Genomic DNA, 20060 nt, shown 5'->3' with positions numbered 1-20060 from the left:
TGACCGGGTGCAGACACTCCGAAAACGCATCGCCGCCTACGTGATGCGCGACCACACAGGACCCGAACTGCTCGTGTTCGACCACGTCGGTATCCCCGACGCGGGCACTCAGATCCCCGCCGGAGGCATCCGCACAGGGGAAGACCCCCACGCTGCCGCGCTCCGCGAAGTCACCGAAGAGACCGGCCTCGCGCTCTGCAGGGTGATCGGGACGGCCGGTATCGATCGCCGACCGCACCCGGTCACCGGGCAACCCCGGCACACCCACGTCCTCCATCTCCGGGCCCCCGATGATGCCCCGGACACCTGGATCCACATAGTCCGCAGCGACGACACCGATTCAGGACTGCGGTTCGCCTGCCGTTTCGTGCCGCTTCCACTGTCCGAACCGCTTGCTGACGAACAGGATCTGCTCCTCGGAGAACTCGACCCCGACTGGACGACCCTGACCCGCCGATAGGCACAAGCGCACCCGCCGACACACGCATACCGACCGGAGCCGGCCAGAAATCGCCGCCGCAATGGCAGGATCGGATCCGTGAGTTCCGCCAACCTGTCCCGAGCTGAAACTTCCGCGCGCGCCCGCGCTCTCGACGTGCACTCCTACCACGTCGAACTCGACCTCCGCGGTGCCGTCGACCCGGACCGCACCGGATTCCCCACGGTGACCACCGTCGAGTTCACCGCCTCCGCCCCGGAAGCCTGGCTCGATTTCCTCGGCGACTCCGTCGAATCAGTGACGGTCAACGGCGACCTGATCCCCGTCGTCTACGACGGCGCACGAATCACCATCAGCGGACTCCGCGAAATCAACGTCGTCACCATCGTCGCCACGGGCCGCTACAGCAGATCGGGGGAAGGGCTGCACCGCTTCCTCGACCCCGTCGACGGCGAAACCTACCTCTACACCCAATACGAACCGGCCGACGCACGCCGCGTATTCGCCTGCTTCGAGCAACCCGACCTCAAAGGCGCCTACACGTTCGTGGTCACCGCGCCCGCACACTGGCAGGTCATCTCGAACCAGGCCGTCGATCACCGCCAGCGGGGCGGCGACAACCAGACCGTGACGTTCGCCCCGACCCTGCCCATCTCCACCTACATCACGGCCATCGTTGCCGGGCCGTACCACCGCGTCGACTCGACCTGGAGCAGAGGAGAACTCACCGTGCCGCTGCGGGTGCTGTGCCGCGCCTCGCTCGCAGAACACCTCGACGCCGACGAGATCCTCCAGGTCACCACCGAGGGCCTCGACTTCTATGCCGAACACTTCGACTACCCGTACCCATTCGGCAAGTACGACCAGGTGTTCGTTCCCGAATACAACCTCGGAGCCATGGAGAACCCCGGCTGCGTCACTTTCACCGAGGCCTACGTCTTCCGCGGCGCCGCCACCGAAGCCCAGTACCAGGCCCGCGCCAACACGATCCTGCACGAGATGGCACACATGTGGTTCGGCGACCTCGTCACCATGAGATGGTGGGACGATCTGTGGCTCAAGGAGAGCTTCGCGGACTACATGGGTGCCCTCGTCAGCGCCGAAGCAACGAAATACACCGATGCCTGGGTTGCCTTCGCCAACCGCCGCAAGGCATGGGCCTACCTGCAGGACCAACTCCCCACCACCCACCCGATCGTCGCCGACATCGTCGACCTCGAAGCCGCCAAACTCAACTTCGACGGCATCACCTACGCCAAAGGCGCCAGCGTCCTCAAACAACTCGTCGCCTATGTCGGCCGCGACGCCTTCTTCGACGGCGCCCGCCGCTACTTCCACGCCCACGCGTACGGCAACACCACGCTCGACGACCTCCTCGCCGAACTGTCCAGCACCTCCGGTCGCGACCTCACCGAATGGGCTCGCGCCTGGCTGCAGACCTCCGGAGTCTCGACGCTGACCCTCGAACACACCGGCAACGGTCATCACGACATCGTGCAGACCGACCCGCGCCCCCACCGGATCGCCGTCGCCTGCTACGACCACAACCCCGCACGCGACCTCGTCCGCACCTACCGCGTCGAGATCGACGCCGTCGACACCCACACTCGCATCGAACTCCCCGACGCACCCCTGATCCTGCTCAACGACGACGATCTCACCTACGCCAAGATCCGCCTGGACGAACGCTCTCTCGCCACCGTCGAATCTTCACTCGACCGCGTCCGCGACCCCCTCGCACGCGGCCTGATCTGGTCGGCGCTGTGGAACGCCACCCGCGACGGCGAACTCGCCGCCACCCGCTACATCGCCATGGCGACACGATTCTCGACGAACGAATCGAACCTCTCGCTTCTCACCGCGGTCCTCGCCAACGCACCCGCCGCGATCGAGCATTATCTTCCCGCCGGGGCCCGTCCCCAGACCCGCGCGGCGTGGCTCGACGCAGTGTGGCACGGACTCGGCAGTGCCGAACCCGGCAGCGGAGCCCAACTCGCCTTCGCACGCGCAGTCGGTGCTGCCGCCGCCCTGGACACCCACCGCGCCACCGACCTCAGAGCGATACTCGACGGGACCACTCCCGCACCGGCGGGCCTCGCACTCGATGCAGACCTGCGGTGGGCGTGGTGGACGGCGCTGACCGCCACCGGATACGCCGACAAGCCCGATCTCGACGACGAACTGTCCCGTGACTCCACCGCCACGGGCCGCACCGCGCACCTGCGAGCCATGAACGCCCGCCCTCGCGCAGAGGTCAAAGCCCACGCGTGGGCGGCGATCTGCGCCGACCACACCCTCACCAACGACCACCTCGACGCCACCATCAGCGGGTTCCGCGCCGGTGAGCGCCGCGACCTCACCGGCCCCTACGACAGCGACTACTTCGCACTCCTGCGAGACACCTGGTCCGAACGCAGTATCGAGATCGCCCGCCGCATCGTCCTCGGACTGTTCCCCGCAGCCGACACACTCGACCCGGTCGACACGTGGCTCGCAGCGAACACCGACGCCCCTGGCGCTCTGCGACGCCTCGTCATCGAACAACGCGACCACCTCGCCCGGGACCTACGCGTCCAACAGGTCAATGAGGCCTGACCGAGCATGAGCACCGAACACAGTTCCGAGGTCGTCACCCCACCGGACCTCGCGCACCACACCCCGCAACCACCGGACACCATCACCGACGCGATGCGCCGGCTCCGGGACAAAGCCGCCTCCGACAACACCCGCGCGGCGCAACTGACGGACTGGGACACCTACACCCGCTGGTGCGTCACCACCGGGCACACCCCGCTCCCTGCAACACCCGAGCAGATTTCCTGGTTCGTCACCGAGAAATCGGTGGAGGTCCGCGCCGACGGCCGCCACGCCTACGCACCGTCGACGCTGTCCCGGTGGGTCTCGACCATCAACAAAATGCACTCTCTCGCCGGATACCCGAAACCGGGCCAGCACGAATCGGTCCGCGAACTCCTCCGGGGCATCCGCCGCGACCGCGCCACCCCACCTGCACGCCGTACACCGCTGCTCACCGACGACATCCGCACGATCCTCACCCACATGCGCATCGACGCGGCGACTGCCGGATGGGCCGAACGCGTCGCCGAGCGCCGCGACGCCGCGCTACTGCTCATGGGCCTCGCCGGGGCGCTGCGCCGCTCCGAGATGACCGCCCTCACCGTCGCCGATGTCGTCCCACACCGAGCCGACGGCCTCTACGTCACAATCCGGCAGTCCAAGACCGATCGCGCGGCGCGTGGGCGCACGGTCACTCTCCCGCACGGCCAGGACCCGCACACGTGCCCGGTGTGCGCGTATCGGCGCTGGCGCGAAGTCCTCGACACCTGGGACGACGGCGGCAGGTCTGCCGTCGCGGCGCTACTCGAGCACGGGGACGACGGCCCGGTGCAACACTGCTGTCGAGGCCTGGCCGCAGGAACGACACCCGTCGGCAACCGCGCGCTGTTCCGTCCGGTGCACCGCACCGGGTCGCTCGGCGCCGCAGCGCTCTCCGGACAATCGGTACACTCGATGATCCAACGACGTGCTCGCCGTGCAGGATTCAGTGACGAACTCGTCGCGACCCTCGGCGGGCACAGTCTGCGCGCCGGATTCGTCACCCAGGCCGTCCGCGGCGGCGCCACCACCCAGACGATCATGACCCAGACCGGGCACGCCGACGAGCGCATGGTCGCGCTCTACAGCAGACAGCACGCCGGCCTGGTCGCCAACGCAGTCACCCGCCTCGGGCTCTGAGCCGCTCCGACCATGGTCACCCCCTCGAATTCGAGATCGACCGAATTCGAGATCGACGATTGCAACGCCTGTGCGGTGGGTACCGTGCACGCAGAGGCTACGGACATGAGCCGATCGTGCACCACAAGATCACGATCGGTCGCTGTCGAGACGAGGAACCCGATCCAGATGCCCGATTCTGCTGAACCCCCGACCTCCACCGAACCCACCACGTTGTCGGACGACGACGTCCACGACCTCGACGCGTGGTGGCGCGCCGCGAATTACCTGTCCGTCGGGCAGATCTATCTCATGGACAACCCGCTGCTACGCGAACCGCTACGCGCGGAGCACATCAAACCGCGCCTCCTCGGGCACTGGGGCACCACACCGGGGCTCAATTTCGTCTACGCGCATCTGAACCGCGCGATCCTCGCCCGGGACCTCGACATGATGTATGTCATGGGGCCCGGCCACGGTGGGCCCGGACCGGTCGCGGCAGCGTGGCTCGAAGGAACATACAGCGAGATCTACCCCGACGTCTCCCAGGACGAATCCGGCATGCGCCGCTTGTTCACCCAGTTCTCGTTTCCCGGCGGCATCCCCAGCCACGTCGCCCCGGAGACCCCCGGGTCCATCCACGAGGGCGGAGAGCTCGGATACGCGCTTTCCCACGCCTACGGTGCCGCATTCGACAACCCAGACCTCGTGGTCGCAGCAGTGATCGGAGACGGCGAAGCCGAGACCGGCCCGCTCGCCGCGAGCTGGCATTCCAACAAATTCGTCGATCCTCGCCGCGACGGCGCCGTACTCCCGATCCTGCACCTCAACGGATACAAGATCGCCAACCCCACGCTGCTCGACCGCATCGGCGGCGACGAACTCGAATCGCTGCTCCGGGGATACGGGCACGATCCGATCATCGTCTCGGGACACGACCCGGAATATATGCACCGGCACTTCGCCGACGCGCTCGACCGCAGCCTCGACCGCATCACCGAGATCCAGCAGGAAGCCCGGCTGTCCGGTAGCAGTGATCGACCTTCCTGGCCGATGATCGTGCTGCGTTCTCCGAAGGGCTGGACCGGCCCGGTCGAGGTGGACGGACTCCCGATCGAAGGCACCTGGCGGGCCCATCAGGTGCCGTTCGCGCACGCCCGCGACGACGACGAGCACCGTGACATTCTCGAACGGTGGCTGCGCAGCTACCGCCCGGATGAACTGTTCGACGACAACGGGACACCCGTGGTGGCTCTTCGCGCCCTGAACCCCGTCGGGTTTCGACGCATGAGCGCCAATCCGCACGCCAATGGCGGTCCCGCGATCCGGGATCTCGCACTGCCGGATTTCCGCGACCACGCGGTCACCGTCGATCGCCCCGGATACGATTTCGCCGAGTCCACACGAATCCTGGGAACCTTCCTCCGGGATGTCATGCGCGACAATCCGACAACCTTCCGCATGGTCGCTCCCGACGAACACAATTCCAACCGGCTGGGCGACGTGCTCGACGCCACCGACCGCGCCTGGAACGCCGAGATCCTGCCGACCGACGAACATCTCGCACCCGACGGCCGGGTCATGGAGATCCTCTCGGAGCACACGTGCCAGGGCTGGCTCGAGGGGTACCTGCTGACCGGACGTCACGGAGTGTTCTCCTGCTACGAGGCGTTCGTGCACATCGTCGACTCGATGGTCAACCAGCATGCCAAATGGCTTCGTACCACCAACCGGATCCACTGGCGTCGTCCCATACCGTCCCTCAACTACCTTCTCACCTCGCATGTGTGGCGGCAGGACCACAATGGGTTCTCCCACCAGGACCCCGGATTCATCGACCACGTCGTCAACAAGAAGTCCGACGTGATCCGCGTCTATCTCCCACCCGACGCCAACACTTTGCTCTCGGTCACCGACCACTGCCTGCGCACCCGCCAGTACATCAACGTCGTCGTCGCCGGGAAACAACCACAACCGCAATACCTCTCCATCGACGATGCCATCGTGCACTGCACCAAAGGAATCGGGATCTGGGAGTGGGCGGGTACCGACCGCGGTGCAGATCCGGACGTCGTACTCGGCTGCGCAGGCGACGTCCCCACCATGGAAACTCTCGCCGCCGTCGAGATCCTTCACGAACTGTTCCCCGACCTGCGGATCCGGGTGGTCAACGTCGTAGACCTGATGCGTCTGCAGGACGATCGAGAGCACCCGCACGGACTACCCGATGCCGATTTCGACGCCCTGTTCACCACCGACACACCCATCGTGTTCGCGTACCACGGATACCCGTGGCTCATCCACCGGCTCACCTACCGCCGCCACAACCACGACAACATCCATGTGCGCGGATACATCGAAGAGGGCACCACGACAACCCCGTTCGACATGTGTGTGCTCAACAGAATCGACCGATTCGATCTGGCGTTGGACGTCATCGATCGCGTCGAACGCCTCCTCCCGACGGCCGCCTACGCGCGCGAACATCTGAAGAACACACTGATCAGGCACAAGCAGTACATCCGCAAGCACGGCGAGGACATGCCCGAGATCGCTGACTGGCGCTGGCGCGGACTCGACCGCTGACCCCACCGTGTCAGTGTGCGCGCTGCACCAACCGTCCGGCGACGAATGCCTCACGATCCACCTCATCGAGCGACGTCACGACAAGATCCGCACTGGCCTGTGCCAACTCGTGCTCGTCGCCCGCGCGCGCCACACCCAGCGCGACCATCGTGCCTGCCTTCGCGGCCTGCACACCACTGACAGCGTCTTCGACGACCACGCATCGCGCCGGCGAAACTCCGAGTTCGGATGCCGCGGTGAGAAAGATCTCCGGGTCCGGCTTACCCTGCGCGAAATCGCGGCCCGACAGGTCGGCGTCGAACACGTCGAGCAACACCCCGTCGCCCGCCCCGAAGTCCCTCAATCGGATTGCGCGGAGGAACCGACGTGCGTTCTTCGACGACGACGCGGCCGCCACCGGGATACCGGCAGACCGCATCGCCAACACGAACCGGACCCCATCGGAGTACGCATCGAAACGGCCCGCCTCGATCATCTCGAGCAGCATCGTCTGTTTACGCTCGGAATACTCGCGCTCTCGACGTCGGGCATCCGGGACCAGGAAGTACTCGAGGCACGCCAACGCGCCCTCGTGCCGGGGCTTTCCCGACAACACCTCGCGGTACACCCGCGAGGTGAACGCATCGGGAGTCCACGTCGTACGCCCGGCCAGATCGCGCCACGGCCCCGTCATGAGTTGGGCCAACGACTCCCGCCATGCCTGCTCGTGCGGTGAATCGACAAGGACCCCGTCGACATCGAAAATCACCCCGGCGAACCCGGGCGCACGCGACGACACGTCAGCGGTCACGGGCGCGCCTCCTCGTCTCGCCGGGATGTCTGTGCGGTCGGCAGGGGAGTCGGTGGAATGTGGAACTCGTGCGTTTCTCCGGGGCCGAGTTGCAAAGACTCTCCGTTCACAGCCACCCGCACCGGCACCCGGAAACCTTCGACTTGCGCACACACCGACAACGTCTCACCGGAGATCTGCACGCGCAGCGGAGTGCCCCGATACCGCATCGAGAACGACACCCCATCGAGATGAGGAATCAACCGCGGTCGGAACACCAGCACACCGCCGTAGATCCGGGCACCGACGAAATAGCGTTGCACCAGATCCAGCGTTCCGGCCATCACCCCCAAGTGGATGCCCTCCTTGGTGGTACCGCCCTGCAGGTCGCTCACATCGCTTTCGAGAGCCACCTTGAACCGTTCCCATGAGGATTCGGGATCGAACCCTGCCAAGACACCCGCGTACGCGACGAAGCTGAGCGTGGAACCGTGCGAGGTGCGTTCGTCGTAGTATTCGACTGTGCGCCGCACCAGATCACGGTCGTACTCGTAGCCGAGCCGGTCGAATATCGGCCGCAATTCGTTGTCGTCGAACAAGAAGAACAGCATCACCGCATCCGCCTGTTTCGACACCTTGGAGCGATTGGGATCGTGCCCCTCGGCACGCAGGATCCGGTCCATCCTCTGGATGTTCGAATACTCCGCGCGATAATGATCCCAATCGATCTCGTCGAGTTTCTCGTATCCCTCGAACTGAGTGATCACGCCGTCATGGAACGGCACGAACATCTTCCGGCTCATCTCCGACCAACGCTGCAATTCCTCGTTGGTCACCCGTAGTGCTGCTCGCAGCGCCGTCTGCCTGCTCGTCGACAGCAGTTCGAGCACCTCGATCGCCTTTCCGGCGATCCACGCCACCATCACGTTCGTATATGCGTTGTTGTGCAACCCGGCCTCGTCCGAGTCGGGATAGCGCTCATGGAACTCGTCGGGCCCCATCACCCCGTGGATCTCGTAGCGATCGCGCTCGGGGTTGTACTCGGCTATCGATGCCCAGAACCGCGTGATCTCGAGCATCATCTCCGCGCCGTGGTCGGCGAGGAATTCGAAGTCGTCCGTCGCCTGGTAGTACCTCCACACGTTGTAGAAGATCGCCGCACTCACGTGTCGCTGATGACGGCTCAGGTCCGGATCCCACAGCCCCGACAGCGGATTGAGATGGACGAGCTGGGTTTCCTCTGTTCCGTCGGATCCGCTCTGCCACGGGTACATCGCACCCCGGTACCCGGCCTCGGTCGCTGCGGCCTGGGCCTCGGACAACCGCCGGTACCGATACATGATCAGCCCTTTGGTGACCTCCGGGATCCTTAGGTCCAGAAACGGATACACGTACAGCTCGTCCCAGAAGACATGCCCGCGATAGGCCTCACCGTTGAGTCCACGTGCCGGGACACCCGCATCCAGACGCGAAGTGTGACGGGAACACACCTGCAGGACATGCGCGACGTGCAAGCGCAACAGCAACTGTGTGCGGGGCTCCCTGGGCAGCCGGATATCGCAGATGTCCCACAGCTCCTCCCAAGCTGCGGCGTGCTCGTCCCAGGCCGCGGCGAAATCGGAGTAACGCAACACATGTCGGCCGGCGGACGCGAGCGGCTCGGTGATCGCATCGTCACGTGAGGTGAACATCGACACGATCTTCTCCACGCGGACCGCGCTCCCCTCGGCGACCTCGAAGGCCAGGACCTGCTGGATGTAGTCCTCCATCTGATACAGGTCGCGCTCGACATCGACGGGCTCGGTGTTGTTACCGGAGAACACCCGGGTTCGCGCAGCCTGCGCGATGTAGATGTCCGACTGCCGGATCTGAACTTTCAATGCGATCGTGTCAGGACCGAAGGTGCGAGGGGTGACCGGATCGAGGTGACGTCCCTCGAGATCGCGATAACGCGCGACCGCGCGATTCGACACACGACCGTCGATCGCCGAGACGATCTCGACGCGGCCGGACCAGTTCTCGGGCGTGAGTGTCCACTCGAGTGCGCCCTGATGCGAATGCGCCATGCTGACGAAACGTCGACTTGCCAAAGACGTCTCGCGGCCGTTCCGGTCCCGGAAGCGAAGTTCTCGGATGACCGTCGCGGTGCGGATGTCGTACACGTGCCGGTAGGCGAGCACCTCGACGGTCGACAACCGGATCGCGTCCTCGCCGTCGATGCGCAGTTTGAGAACGAGCCAGTTCGGAAGGTTGACCAGGTCCTCGTTGAGGACGGGACTTCCGCCCATGATGGTGGTCTCGCGGTTGTAGCAGCGATGCGCGTAGGTGCCGGGGTAGTGGACCTCGCCCGTGTCCTCCCATTCGGCGGCGCCGCGGGAACAGAAGTACCCGTTGCCGGTGGAGGTCATCGATTCCCTCAGGCCCTCCGCCTCGGGATCGAACCGGTCGTACTCGAGGCTGAACTCGGGGTCGTACACGGAGTACCTCCTGGCGGCCGAACCGTTCGGCTACATGGTCGTCATCTACCCAGCTCGGATAGGAAGCGTGCCACGTCGTCCACCGACGCGAGGCCGAACTCCGCTGTGGTGACCCGATTCTTCATTTCCGGGTCGTCGGGGCTGCCCACGAGAATCCCGATTCCCGTGCCGCGTATCGCAGCGAACGCGTCCTCGTCCGTGATGTCGTCGCCGAGATAGATCGGGACGATGTCGGGGGAGCCGAGGCCGAGGACGTCGATCAGATGCAGGACGGCCTTGCCCTTGTTCCAGTCGACTGCCGGCCGTAGCTCATACACCATTTTCCCGGGAATCAACTCGAGTCGACCGGGCGACTCGTCGAGCAACGCGTGGACGACATCGTGAGTATGCTGACGCGCCTGCGCTCCTGCGTTCCGGTAGTGCACGGCCACCGAGGCCCGTTTCGGTTCGAGGGTCACCCCGTCGGTGTCGGCGAGTTCTTCGCGCAGTGTGGCGGTGGTGTCGGCGACGAGTTCGGTGAAGTCGCCGAGGGAGTCGGGGGAGATCACGCCCTGGCCGGGCTTCCAGATGTCGAAGCCGTGACTTCCCGCGACAGTGAGATCGTCGATGCCCATCAACTGCTGCACGACAGCGCGGTCGCGACCGGTGACGATGCACACGGGGCAGCGGTCGGCCAGTGCACGGACAGTGGTGCGCATCGTGGCGGACAGGACTGCGTCGTCGGGCTTGTCGACGATGGGGGTGAGCACGCCGTCGTAGTCGAGGAATACCGCCGGCCTGTGTTCGCCCAATCGACTTGCCAGCGCAGCAGGGTCGAGGGCAGAGGGGAGGTCCCCGACCGCCGACGTGGACTCCATCTCGGCCGAACCTCCTGTTGTACGTGTGCTGGCACTTCGAACCGTACAGGCCCCCGGCGAGCGGGTCAGTGAATGGGGCGACGCCAATGCCCTTCGTTCGAGGTCAGGTGTGCACGCACGTGTTCGGCGGCTTCCAGGTTGCGGAACGGTCCCGACAGCAGGTCTGCGTAGACGTGCGACGGCGCCACTGCGCGCAGCGGTCGCGAGCGATCCATGCGGTCGAACACCACAGACGACCACGGAATCGCGATCACCACGTCGCCACCGCGGTCCACGGGACGTAAGCCCAACGCGCCGGCGAAGTCGTCGGGATCATCTGCGTACAGCTCGAGCACGTCGGGTTGGGCGTAGTCGGTGGCGCCGACACCGCTGAGGGCGTAGGTGACGTCGATTCGCTCGGAGAGTTGGTTCCGGACGATCTCGAGGCCGTCCGGCGCGGCGAAGCGCCGGGTTGCGCACATCTTCCGATCTGTCGCCCAGGCACGCAGCATCTGTTCCCATCGCACTTCGGTGATGCCGCCGCGGGGGATGCGCCGGATGAGCTCGCGCTCGACAAGCACCTCGACCACGCGGTAGGTGGCCCCGGTGGACGCGCCGGAGAGCTTGATGAGTTCGGGCACCGTCATCTCGCCGGAGTGGTCCGCCAGGGCGCGAACCACCCGGTCGGACGGCTCTCCGGTCAGCACGCCCGAGGGCCGGCCCGGGCCCCTCCACGGATCTGAGTCGGCTCCGCGATTGCGTACCCACACAGCGGGCCGAGATGCCACGAGAGTGAGATTTCCGGTGGCGTCTGCGTAGGAGATGCCGTGTTGATCGAGCTGGCGGCGCACGGGATCGGACAGGTAGTGCGCGCACACGAAGCCGCGGTCGGAGTCGGAGAGTTCGGCGGTGATGCGCGCGATGTCGCCGCTGAGTACCCCTCGGGCGGCGACGATCGCGAACGACACCGATTCGCCTTCGGGGGAGGTGACGACCAATCGTTGAGGCGCGTCGGGGGAGCGGGGCCGGTCGCTGGTCAGTGTCCACCCCAGGGGCAAGCACGCCTCGAGGCAGATCGACGCGCGGCGGTAGATATCGATCGGCCGTTCCGGCTTGGGCCCGGCACCTGCGGGCGTATCGGGGGAGTCCTGTTGCGTCACATCCGTCACACTAACAGTCTGTGCGAGACGGAATACCTGGTTAAACGAAATCTACGGTGCTGTCACCCACATCACATCGGCACAAGCCGCAGGATGGGGTAGGCACATGCGCTAACTTCATCGACATGAGTGACACCGCGCGCCGTATCGCATTCATCCAGGCCACATGGCATCGCACTATCGTCGACCAGGCAAGAGACGGATTCACCGACGAGATCGTCGAGCTGGGATACGCGAAGGACTCGCTGGATTTCTTCGAGGTTCCGGGTGCATTCGAGATCCCTCTGCATGCTCAGCGTCTCGCACGCTCCGGCCGGTACGACGCGATCGTGGCGGCCGGCCTGGTCGTCGACGGCGGAATCTACAGGCACGATTTCGTGGCGACGGCCGTGATCGACGGTCTGATGCGGGTGCAACTGGACACCGATGTTCCGGTCTTCTCGGTCGTGCTCACCCCGCACCATTTCCACGAGCACTCGGAGCACGTCGACTATTTCACGCGCCACTTCGTCACCAAGGGGGCGGAGGCGGCGCGGGCTGTCGACGCGACCGTGAAGGCATTGCGCGCGCTGCCGACGGGGCAGTAGCGGCACCGGGGTTGCCGGGTTCCCAGGGGAGTGGACCCCGGCAGCCTTCGTGACCTTCCCGGATCCGGGATAGGCGAAGACAAAGCATGAGGGCGACGGGGGTCGGCAGCGGAACCATCGCTCGATCACAAAGATCAGACTGTCGTCAGCAGAACATATTCCGAACTATACGGAAAACCTAAATAAACAGAAATAATCCTCCTTGCGCACAAATCTCACCATCAACAGAGAAGGGGCCCCGCCGCTCAGCGTTCCTCGGCCGGCCCCGGGTCGGCCGGCATCATCAGGGGCGCAAGCACTGCGAGCAGCATCGCTGGAACCACGAACGATGCTGTGGGATGCGTAGCGTACAGCGGGGTCAGCGCAATGGGTGCCAGGGCTGCGCCACCGAAGCGAAACGCCAGAACCACCGAAACCGCGCCACCGCGGTTGCCTCCCGAGTCGCCGAGGACCGCAGCGTTCGCGGCGACCAGAACGCACTGTGAGGCAATACCGGCGGCGAACCACACTGCCGCGATGACGCCGATGCTTCCCAACGTCCCTGCCGCGACAAGCAGGGCAGCGCCGGAGACCGCACCGATAAGCACCGAGCGGTAAGCGCCGATCCGGTCGATGAGTGTTCCCACAGGACGAGCTGTGAGGATCCCCGCCAGGCCGAACACTGTCAGTAGCGCACCTCGACCTGCAGGGGAGAGGCCGAAGTCGTCTTCGACACGGAACGCCAGGAGAAACCCCAGTCCGCCGAGTGCGCCGAATCCGAGGAGCGCGACAACTCCGGTTCGCAGCACTCGTGGACGCAGAGCATCGCGAAGCCGAGCCGGACCTTCCTCGGTCTCATCCATGCGGTCGGGGAGACCGATCACAGCGAGGGCGACCGCAGCGACTGCGAGCACGACGAACGCCCACCGCCAGTTCACCTCCGCAGCGAGCCCGCCGATGAGCGGCGCTGTCGTCTGTCCGGCCGCCTGCATCGCACCGAACAAACCGAGCGCACGTCCGAGGGACTTGCGTGGAGTGATCGCAGCCAGGGCAGCGAGCAGCAGGGGTGTGGTGAAGGCATTTCCCGCGCCCTGCAGCATGCGAGCACCGATCAACAGCGAGAATGTCGGCGCGAGCGCCGCAGCAATCGAGACCGACGCGTACACGACGTAGGCCGTGCGGACAGTCCGAAGTCGGCCCCAGCGCGAGCCGAGGGTTCCGGAGAACAACATGAACACGGCGAACACGCCCAGGTATGCGGTGACCGTCGTCGCGGCAACTCCGGCAGACACCCCGGTGTCTTCTCCGATTTCGGGCAGCATCGACACGACGAGGCCCCCACCGAACGGACCGAGAAATCCGCCGACGTACAGCGCTGCGCGCTGGAGCGAGTCGCGATATCCGCTCACTGAGCGAACCCGCCGGGGCCTCTCCGTTTGAGGTATCGCTCGAATTCGGCCGCGAGGGCGTCTCCGTCGATCTTGGCAATCACGTCCGAGATGTCGGTCTCGGCGTCACCGCGTTCCTCCAGGCTACGGACGTAGTCGGCGATGTCCTCGTCGTCCTCGGTCATCGATGTGACCGTCTCTTCCCACTCTTCGGCGAGCGAGGGGAGCTCACCGAGCGGGACCTCGACGTCGAGGACGTCCTCGAGACGTCGCAGCAATGCGACCGTGGCTTTGGGATTGGGCGGATTCGACACGTAGTGGGGGACAGCAGCCCAGAAGGACACGGCCGGGATGCCTGCGCGAACGCAGGCGTCCTGCAGAACTCCGTTGATGCCTGTCGGTCCCTCGTACCGCGACTTCTCGAGATTGAACTGCTTGGCCGCGTCTGCGCTGTAGGCCGTGCCGGTCACCGGTACCGGGCGGGTGTGCGGGGTGTCTGCGAGGAGCGCACCCAGCACCACCACCGTGTGGATTCCCAGGTCGTCGACGAGTTCGAGGATCGCGTCGCAGAAACTGCGCCAGCGCATGTTCGGTTCGATGCCGCGCAGCAACACGACGTCGCGGTCGCTGCCCGGCGGGGAGCACGCGGACAGGCGGGTTGCGGGCCATTCGATCTGTCGGGTCACGCCGTCGACGAGACGCACCTGGGGGCGGTTGACCTGGTAGTCGTAATACTCCTCGGAGTCCAGCTCGGCAAACGGCTCGGCGTCCCAGATCAGTTCGAGATGCTCGACAACCCCGGTCGCAGCATCGCCTGCGTCGTTCCATCCTTCGAACGCGGCGACGAGCACCGGGTTGCGGAATTCGGGAACGGCCTGCTCCGGGGTCTCAGGATACTCACTTGCACTCACCCGTCCAGCCTACGGCGGAGCGCAGTTTGTGCGCCCACTACTCTGGTTGCCATGTCCACCCCACTGAACTCTGCCTTGTTCGATGCGTTGAAGCAGCGCGTTGTCATCGGAGACGGGGCGATGGGCACCATGTTGCAGGCTGCGGATCTGTCGCTCGACGACTTCCGCGGCCTGGAGGGGTGCAACGAGATCTTGAACGAGACTCGTCCCGATGTGATCAAGGGGATCCACCGGGCGTACTTCGAAGCCGGTGCTGACATCGTCTCCACCAATACCTTCGGCTGCAATCTGCCCAATCTCGCGGATTACGACATTTCCGACCGCATTCGAGACCTGGCCGAGCGCGGTACCCGGCTCGCGCGTGAGGTCGCGGACGAGATGGGGCCCTCTGCCGACGGTGTGCCTCGGATGGTGCTCGGTTCGATGGGGCCCGGCACCAAACTTCCCACCCTCGGCCATGCGCCGTTCGCTGTACTGCGCGACGCCTACAGTGAAGCCGCGCTCGGAATGCTCGACGGTGGTGCCGACGCAATCCTCGTGGAAACCTGCCAGGACTTGTTGCAGGCGAAGTCCGCGATCATCGGCAGTCGCCGCGCGATGGAGCAGGCCGGCCGTCGGATCCCGATCATTGCCCATGTCACGGTCGAGACCACGGGGACGATGCTGCTCGGTTCCGAGATCGGAGCCGCGCTCACAGCGCTCGAGCCGCTCGGTATCGACATGATCGGGCTCAACTGCGCCACCGGTCCTGCCGAGATGAGTGAGCACCTGCGGTATCTGTCTCAACATGCCCGGGTGCCCGTGTCGGTGATGCCGAATGCTGGGTTGCCCGTGCTCGGCAAGAACGGTGCGGAGTACCCGCTGCAGCCCGGTGAACTCGCAGAGGCGCTCGCCGGGTTCGTGTCCGAGTTCGGGCTGACGCTGGTCGGCGGGTGCTGCGGTACTACGCCGGAGCACATTCGCCAGGTCGCCGAGGCGGTGCGTGCAGTTCGACCGGCGAAGCGGGAACCGGAGCACGAGCCTGGTGTGTCGTCGCTGTACACAGCGGTGCCGTTCGAGCAGGACGCGTCGATCCTGATGATCGGTGAGCGCACCAACACCAACGGGTCGAAGGCCTTCCGTGAGGCGATGCTTTCCGCAGACTGGGAGAAGTGCCTCGACATCGCAAAGGATCAGATCCGCGATGGGGCGCACATGCTCGATCTCAACGTCGACTATGTGGGTCGCGACGGGGCGATCGATATGTCGGAGTTGGCGTCACGGTTCGCGACATCGTCGACGTTGCCGATCATGATCGACTCGACCGAACCCGAGGTGATCCGGGCCGGTCTCGAGCATCTCGGTGGCCGGTGCGCGGTGAACTCTGTGAACTATGAGGATGGGGTCGGCCCCGGATCTCGGTTCGAGCGGATCATGACGCATGTCGTCGAGCACGGCGCGGCAGTGGTGGCGCTGACGATCGACGAGGAAGGACAGGCCCGCACCGCGGAGCACAAGGTGCGGATCGCTGAGCGTCTGATCACGGATCTGACACAGAATTGGGGACTCGATCCGGACGACATCATCGTCGATGCGTTGACGTTCCCCATCTCCACCGGTCAGGAGGAGGTGCGACGCGACGCGATCGAGACCATCGAGGCGATCCGCGAACTGCATCGTCGCCATCCGCGGGTGCACTTCACCTTGGGTGTGTCCAATGTGTCGTTCGGTTTGAATCCGGCGGCGCGGCAGGTCCTCAACTCGGTGTTCTTGAACGAGTGCACGGAGGCCGGCCTCGATACGGCAATTGTGCACGCGTCGAAGATCCTGCCGATGGCGCGGATTCCCGAGGAGCACCGGCAGGTCGCGTTGGACCTGGTGTACGACCGGCGCAGCGAGGGTTACGACCCCTTGCAGAAGCTGATGGAATTGTTCGAAGGTGTCTCGGCGGCGTCAGCGCGGGAATCCCGCGCGCAGGAGCTTGCGGCATTGCCGCTCTTCGAGCGGCTGGAACGGCGGATCGTCGACGGTGAACGCAACGGTCTCGAAGCCGATCTCGACGAGGCGATGAAGGAGGTACCGCCGCTCGACATCATCAACGACACGCTGCTGTCGGGGATGAAGACGGTCGGGGAACTGTTCGGGTCGGGCCAGATGCAGCTGCCGTTCGTGTTGCAGTCCGCCGAGGTGATGAAGGCCGCGGTGGCACATCTCGAGCCGCACATGGAGTCGACGGGCGACGACGGTAAGGGCCGGATCGTGCTGGCGACCGTCAAGGGCGATGTGCACGACATCGGTAAGAACCTCGTCGACATCATCCTGTCGAACAACGGATACGAGGTGGTCAACCTCGGGATCAAGCAGCCGATCGCGACGATCCTCGACGCGGCGATCGACAAGCGTGCCGATGTCATCGGAATGTCCGGTCTGCTGGTGAAGTCGACGGTGGTGATGAAGGAGAACCTGGAGGAACTCAACTCTCGGGGTGTTGCCGAGCAGTTCCCGGTACTTCTCGGTGGTGCGGCTCTGACGCGTAGTTATGTGGAGAACGACCTCGCGGACGTGTACGCCGGTGAGGTCTCGTACGCACGCGATGCGTTCGAGGGTTTGTCGTTGATGGATCGCGTCATGGCGATCAAGCGTGGTGAAGGACCGGACCCGAACAGCCCGGAAGCGCTCGAGGCCGCGCGCAAGGCAGCTGAGCGCAAGGAGCGGCACGAGCGTAGTAAGCGCATCGCGGAGAAGCGTAAGGCGTCGGAGACTCCGGTGGTCATCCCCGAGCGCAGCGATGTGCAGGCAGATCTGCCGGTGCCTACGCCGCCGTTCTGGGGTACGCGAGTGGTCAAGGGCATCGCGTTGGCCGAGTATGCATCGCTCGTGGACGAGCGAGCCTTGTTCCTGGGGCAGTGGGGACTGCGTGGGCAGCGGGCCGGGGACGGTCCGACCTACGAGGAACTGGTGGAGTCGGACGGCCGGCCGCGGTTGCGGTATTGGTTGGACCGACTCTCGACCGAGGGCATCCTGCAGCATGCTGCGGTGGTGTACGGGTACTTCCCCGCGGTGTCCGAGGGTGACGATGTGGTGGTCCTGACGGAGCCGCGGCCGGATGCGCCGGAGCGGTACCGGTTCAAGTTCCCGCGTCAGCAGCGGTCGAGGTTCCTGTGCATCGCCGATTTCGTGCGGTCACGCCAGGATGCGCTCGCCTCTGGTGAAGTCGATGTGTGGCCGTTCCAGTTGGTGACGATGGGACAGCCGATCGCGGATTTCGCGAACGAGCTGTTTGCGTCGAATTCGTATCGTGACTATCTGGAGGTGCACGGCATCGGTGTGCAGTTGACCGAGGCCCTGGCCGAGTACTGGCATCGGCGTATCCGGCAGGAACTTGCGTTCTCGGGCGGTGGTACCGCCGCCGATGAGGATCCGGACGAGGTGACCGAGTACTTCAAGCTCGCCTATCGGGGTGCGCGGTTCGCGTTCGGTTACGGGGCATGCCCGGATCTCGAGGATCGGATCAAACTCGTCGAGTTGCTCGAGCCCGAGCGGATCGGGGTGGAGTTGTCGGAGGAGTTGCAGTTGCATCCCGAGCAGTCCACGGATGCGTTCGTGTTGCATCATCCGGAGGCCAAGTATTTCAATGTCTGAGTTGATCAGCGAGGTGGCTGCCGCGGCGCAGTCCGCGGTTGGGTTGCGGGCGGTGTTGTGGGACATGGACGGCACGCTGCTCGAATCGGAGCAGTTGTGGGACATCGGGATGCGCGAGTTGTCGCTGCATCTGGGTGGCCCGATGTCCGAGGCGACGCGGATCTCGACGATCGGCGGTCCGCTTGATCTGTCGGTGTGGCGCACGTTCGACGGTCTGGGGCTCGAGCCGACTCCCGACGAGCAGACCGCAGCCGAGGATTGGCTCAACGCGTACATGTCCGGTTTGTTCGCGCAGGGGTTGCCGTGGCGGCCTGGTGCGCTGGAGGCGTTGGGTTCGGTGCGGGCGTCGGGGCTGGGGCAGGCGTTGGTGACCAACACGGGTCGGGCGTTGTGCGATGTCGCGCTCGAAACCCTCGGTCGGGAGCATTTCGATCACACGGTGTGTGGCGACGAGGTGCCTGCGGGCAAGCCGGATCCTGCACCGTATCTGCGGGCAGCGGAGATGTTCGGGCTCGATCCTGCGCAGTGCCTGGCTGTGGAGGATTCGCCGACGGGTGCGGCGGCTGCGGATGCGGCAGGATGCACGGTGTTGGTGGTGCCGTCGTTGACCTCGGTACCGGCCTCGTCGCGTCGGGTATTCCGTTCGACGTTGGAAGGTCTTTCCGTGGCTGATCTGCACGCGTTGCACGCATCTGGAAGGCAGTGATCGTGGCGATCCCGAAGATCGTCTTGTTCTACAAGTTCACGGCGTTGCCCGACCCTGAGGCGATCCGGTTGTGGCAGCACACCCTGGCGGCGTCGAACGGGTTGACGGGCCGGATATTGATCTCCGAACACGGCATCAACGGCACTGTCGGTGGTGATATCGCGGCGGTGAAGAAGTATGTGCGCGGGTTGCGCAGTTATCCGGCGTTCCGCGATATCGATGTCAAGTGGTCCGAGGGCACGGGCGACGATTTTCCGCGGTTGTCGGTGAAGGTGCGTTCCGAGATCGTCACGTTCGGGGCTCCGGACGAGATCAAGGTCGACGAGTCCGGTGTGGTCGGCGGCGGGACGCATCTGTCGCCGCACGCCGTGCATGCGTTGATGTCCGAGCGCGACGATGTGGTGTTCTTCGACGGCCGTAACAGACTCGAGGCGCAGATCGGGCGGTTTCGGGGTGCGGTGGTGCCCGAGGTGGACACCACCCGTGAGTTCATTGCGGAGTTGGACAGCGGCCGGTACGACCATCTCAAGTCGAAGCCGGTGGTGACGTATTGCACGGGTGGGGTGCGGTGCGAGGTGTTGTCGGTGCTGATGCGCAATCGTGGTTTCGAAGAGGTGTACCAACTCGACGGTGGGATCGTCAGGTACGGGGAGACGTTCGGTGACGCCGGGTTGTGGGAGGGCTCGCTGTACGTGTTCGACGGTCGCATGAATGTGGAGTTCTCCGAGGACGCTGTCACGCTGGGTCGCTGCACGTTGTGTGGAACGCCGACGTCGCGGTACCGCAACCATCCGGATGTCCACGGCCGTGAGTTGACGTTGGTGTGCGAGGAGTGTGTTCCGGACACGGCCGAGACCGGGTCCTGA

At 65.1% G+C, this 20060-nt stretch carries 14 protein-coding genes; 8 read left to right on the top strand and 6 right to left on the bottom strand.

All coding sequences use genetic code 11. From position 1 onward, the window contains the following. The first annotated feature begins 7 nt into the window (after positions 1–7). The 4 genes from HCA61_RS21670 to HCA61_RS21655 all read left to right on the top strand — a co-directional run bounded on the left by HCA61_RS21670 (position 8) and on the right by HCA61_RS21655 (position 6760). The gene (locus HCA61_RS21670; protein ID WP_169690255.1) at positions 8–460 is read left to right on the top strand and encodes an NUDIX domain-containing protein; all 453 of its coding nucleotides are present in this window, start codon (positions 8–10) and stop codon (positions 458–460) included. A gap of 78 nt (positions 461–538) precedes the next feature. Next, positions 539–3034 (top strand): aminopeptidase N, encoded by a 2496-nt coding sequence (gene pepN, locus HCA61_RS21665; RefSeq protein WP_169690254.1) that lies wholly within the window; start codon positions 539–541, stop codon positions 3032–3034. Positions 3035–3040: 6 nt separating this feature from the next. Further along, on the top strand, positions 3041–4195 hold the full coding sequence (locus tag HCA61_RS21660) for a tyrosine-type recombinase/integrase (protein ID WP_169690253.1): 1155 nt from the start codon (positions 3041–3043) through the stop codon (positions 4193–4195). A gap of 168 nt (positions 4196–4363) precedes the next feature. Next, a complete protein-coding gene (locus HCA61_RS21655; protein WP_169690252.1) occupies positions 4364–6760 on the top strand; it encodes a phosphoketolase family protein in 2397 nt (798 codons plus the stop codon). A gap of 10 nt (positions 6761–6770) precedes the next feature. Here the strand turns inward: HCA61_RS21655 and HCA61_RS21650 are convergent, their stop codons facing one another. From HCA61_RS21650 to HCA61_RS21635, 4 genes are all read right to left on the bottom strand, one after another. Next, positions 6771–7550, bottom strand: a complete 780-nt coding sequence (locus tag HCA61_RS21650; RefSeq protein ID WP_247274759.1) for an HAD-IA family hydrolase — start codon at positions 7548–7550, stop codon at positions 6771–6773. Then, complete coding sequence (locus HCA61_RS21645) at positions 7547–10006, bottom strand: glycoside hydrolase family 65 protein (protein ID WP_169690251.1); 2460 nt, start codon at positions 10004–10006, stop codon at positions 7547–7549. The genes HCA61_RS21650 and HCA61_RS21645 overlap by 4 nt, the downstream gene beginning before the upstream one ends. 41 nt (positions 10007–10047) lie before the next feature. Continuing rightward, positions 10048–10863, bottom strand: a complete 816-nt coding sequence (gene otsB / locus HCA61_RS21640; RefSeq protein ID WP_169690250.1) for a trehalose-phosphatase — start codon at positions 10861–10863, stop codon at positions 10048–10050. Between the two features lie 65 nt (positions 10864–10928). Beyond that, complete coding sequence (locus HCA61_RS21635) at positions 10929–12002, bottom strand: helix-turn-helix domain-containing protein (protein ID WP_169690300.1); 1074 nt, start codon at positions 12000–12002, stop codon at positions 10929–10931. Between the two features lie 125 nt (positions 12003–12127). Between HCA61_RS21635 and HCA61_RS21630 the strand changes: the two genes are divergently transcribed. Continuing rightward, positions 12128–12589 carry a 6,7-dimethyl-8-ribityllumazine synthase gene (locus HCA61_RS21630; RefSeq protein WP_169690249.1) on the top strand — a complete coding sequence of 154 codons (462 nt, stop codon included), beginning with the start codon at positions 12128–12130 and terminating at the stop codon, positions 12587–12589. A gap of 245 nt (positions 12590–12834) precedes the next feature. Here HCA61_RS21630 and HCA61_RS21625 read toward each other — a convergent pair whose 3' ends face one another. Continuing rightward, positions 12835–13977, bottom strand: a complete 1143-nt coding sequence (locus HCA61_RS21625; protein WP_169690248.1) for an MFS transporter — start codon at positions 13975–13977, stop codon at positions 12835–12837. Beyond that, entirely contained in the window at positions 13974–14867 is an 894-nt protein-coding gene (locus HCA61_RS21620) for a PAC2 family protein (protein WP_169690247.1), read from the bottom strand. Before HCA61_RS21620 ends, HCA61_RS21625 begins: the two co-directional genes overlap by 4 nt. A gap of 51 nt (positions 14868–14918) precedes the next feature. On the opposite strand from HCA61_RS21620, the gene metH reads away from it, so the two are divergent. From metH to HCA61_RS21605, 3 genes are read left to right on the top strand one after another with little or no spacing between them, the layout of a single operon-like run. Further along, entirely contained in the window at positions 14919–18488 is a 3570-nt protein-coding gene (metH, locus tag HCA61_RS21615; protein ID WP_169690246.1) for a methionine synthase, read from the top strand. Beyond that, complete coding sequence (locus HCA61_RS21610; RefSeq protein WP_169690245.1) at positions 18481–19194, top strand: HAD family phosphatase; 714 nt, start codon at positions 18481–18483, stop codon at positions 19192–19194. Before metH ends, HCA61_RS21610 begins: the two co-directional genes overlap by 8 nt. Before the next feature lie 2 nt (positions 19195–19196). After that, positions 19197–20060 (top strand): rhodanese-related sulfurtransferase, encoded by an 864-nt coding sequence (locus HCA61_RS21605; RefSeq protein WP_169690244.1) that lies wholly within the window; start codon positions 19197–19199, stop codon positions 20058–20060.

The organism is Rhodococcus sp. HNM0563, from assembly GCF_012726195.1.
Classification (GTDB): Bacteria; Actinomycetota; Actinomycetes; order Mycobacteriales; family Mycobacteriaceae; genus Rhodococcus.
Note: the sequence above shows the minus strand (reverse complement) of the source record. Positions and strands in the feature narration are given on the sequence as shown.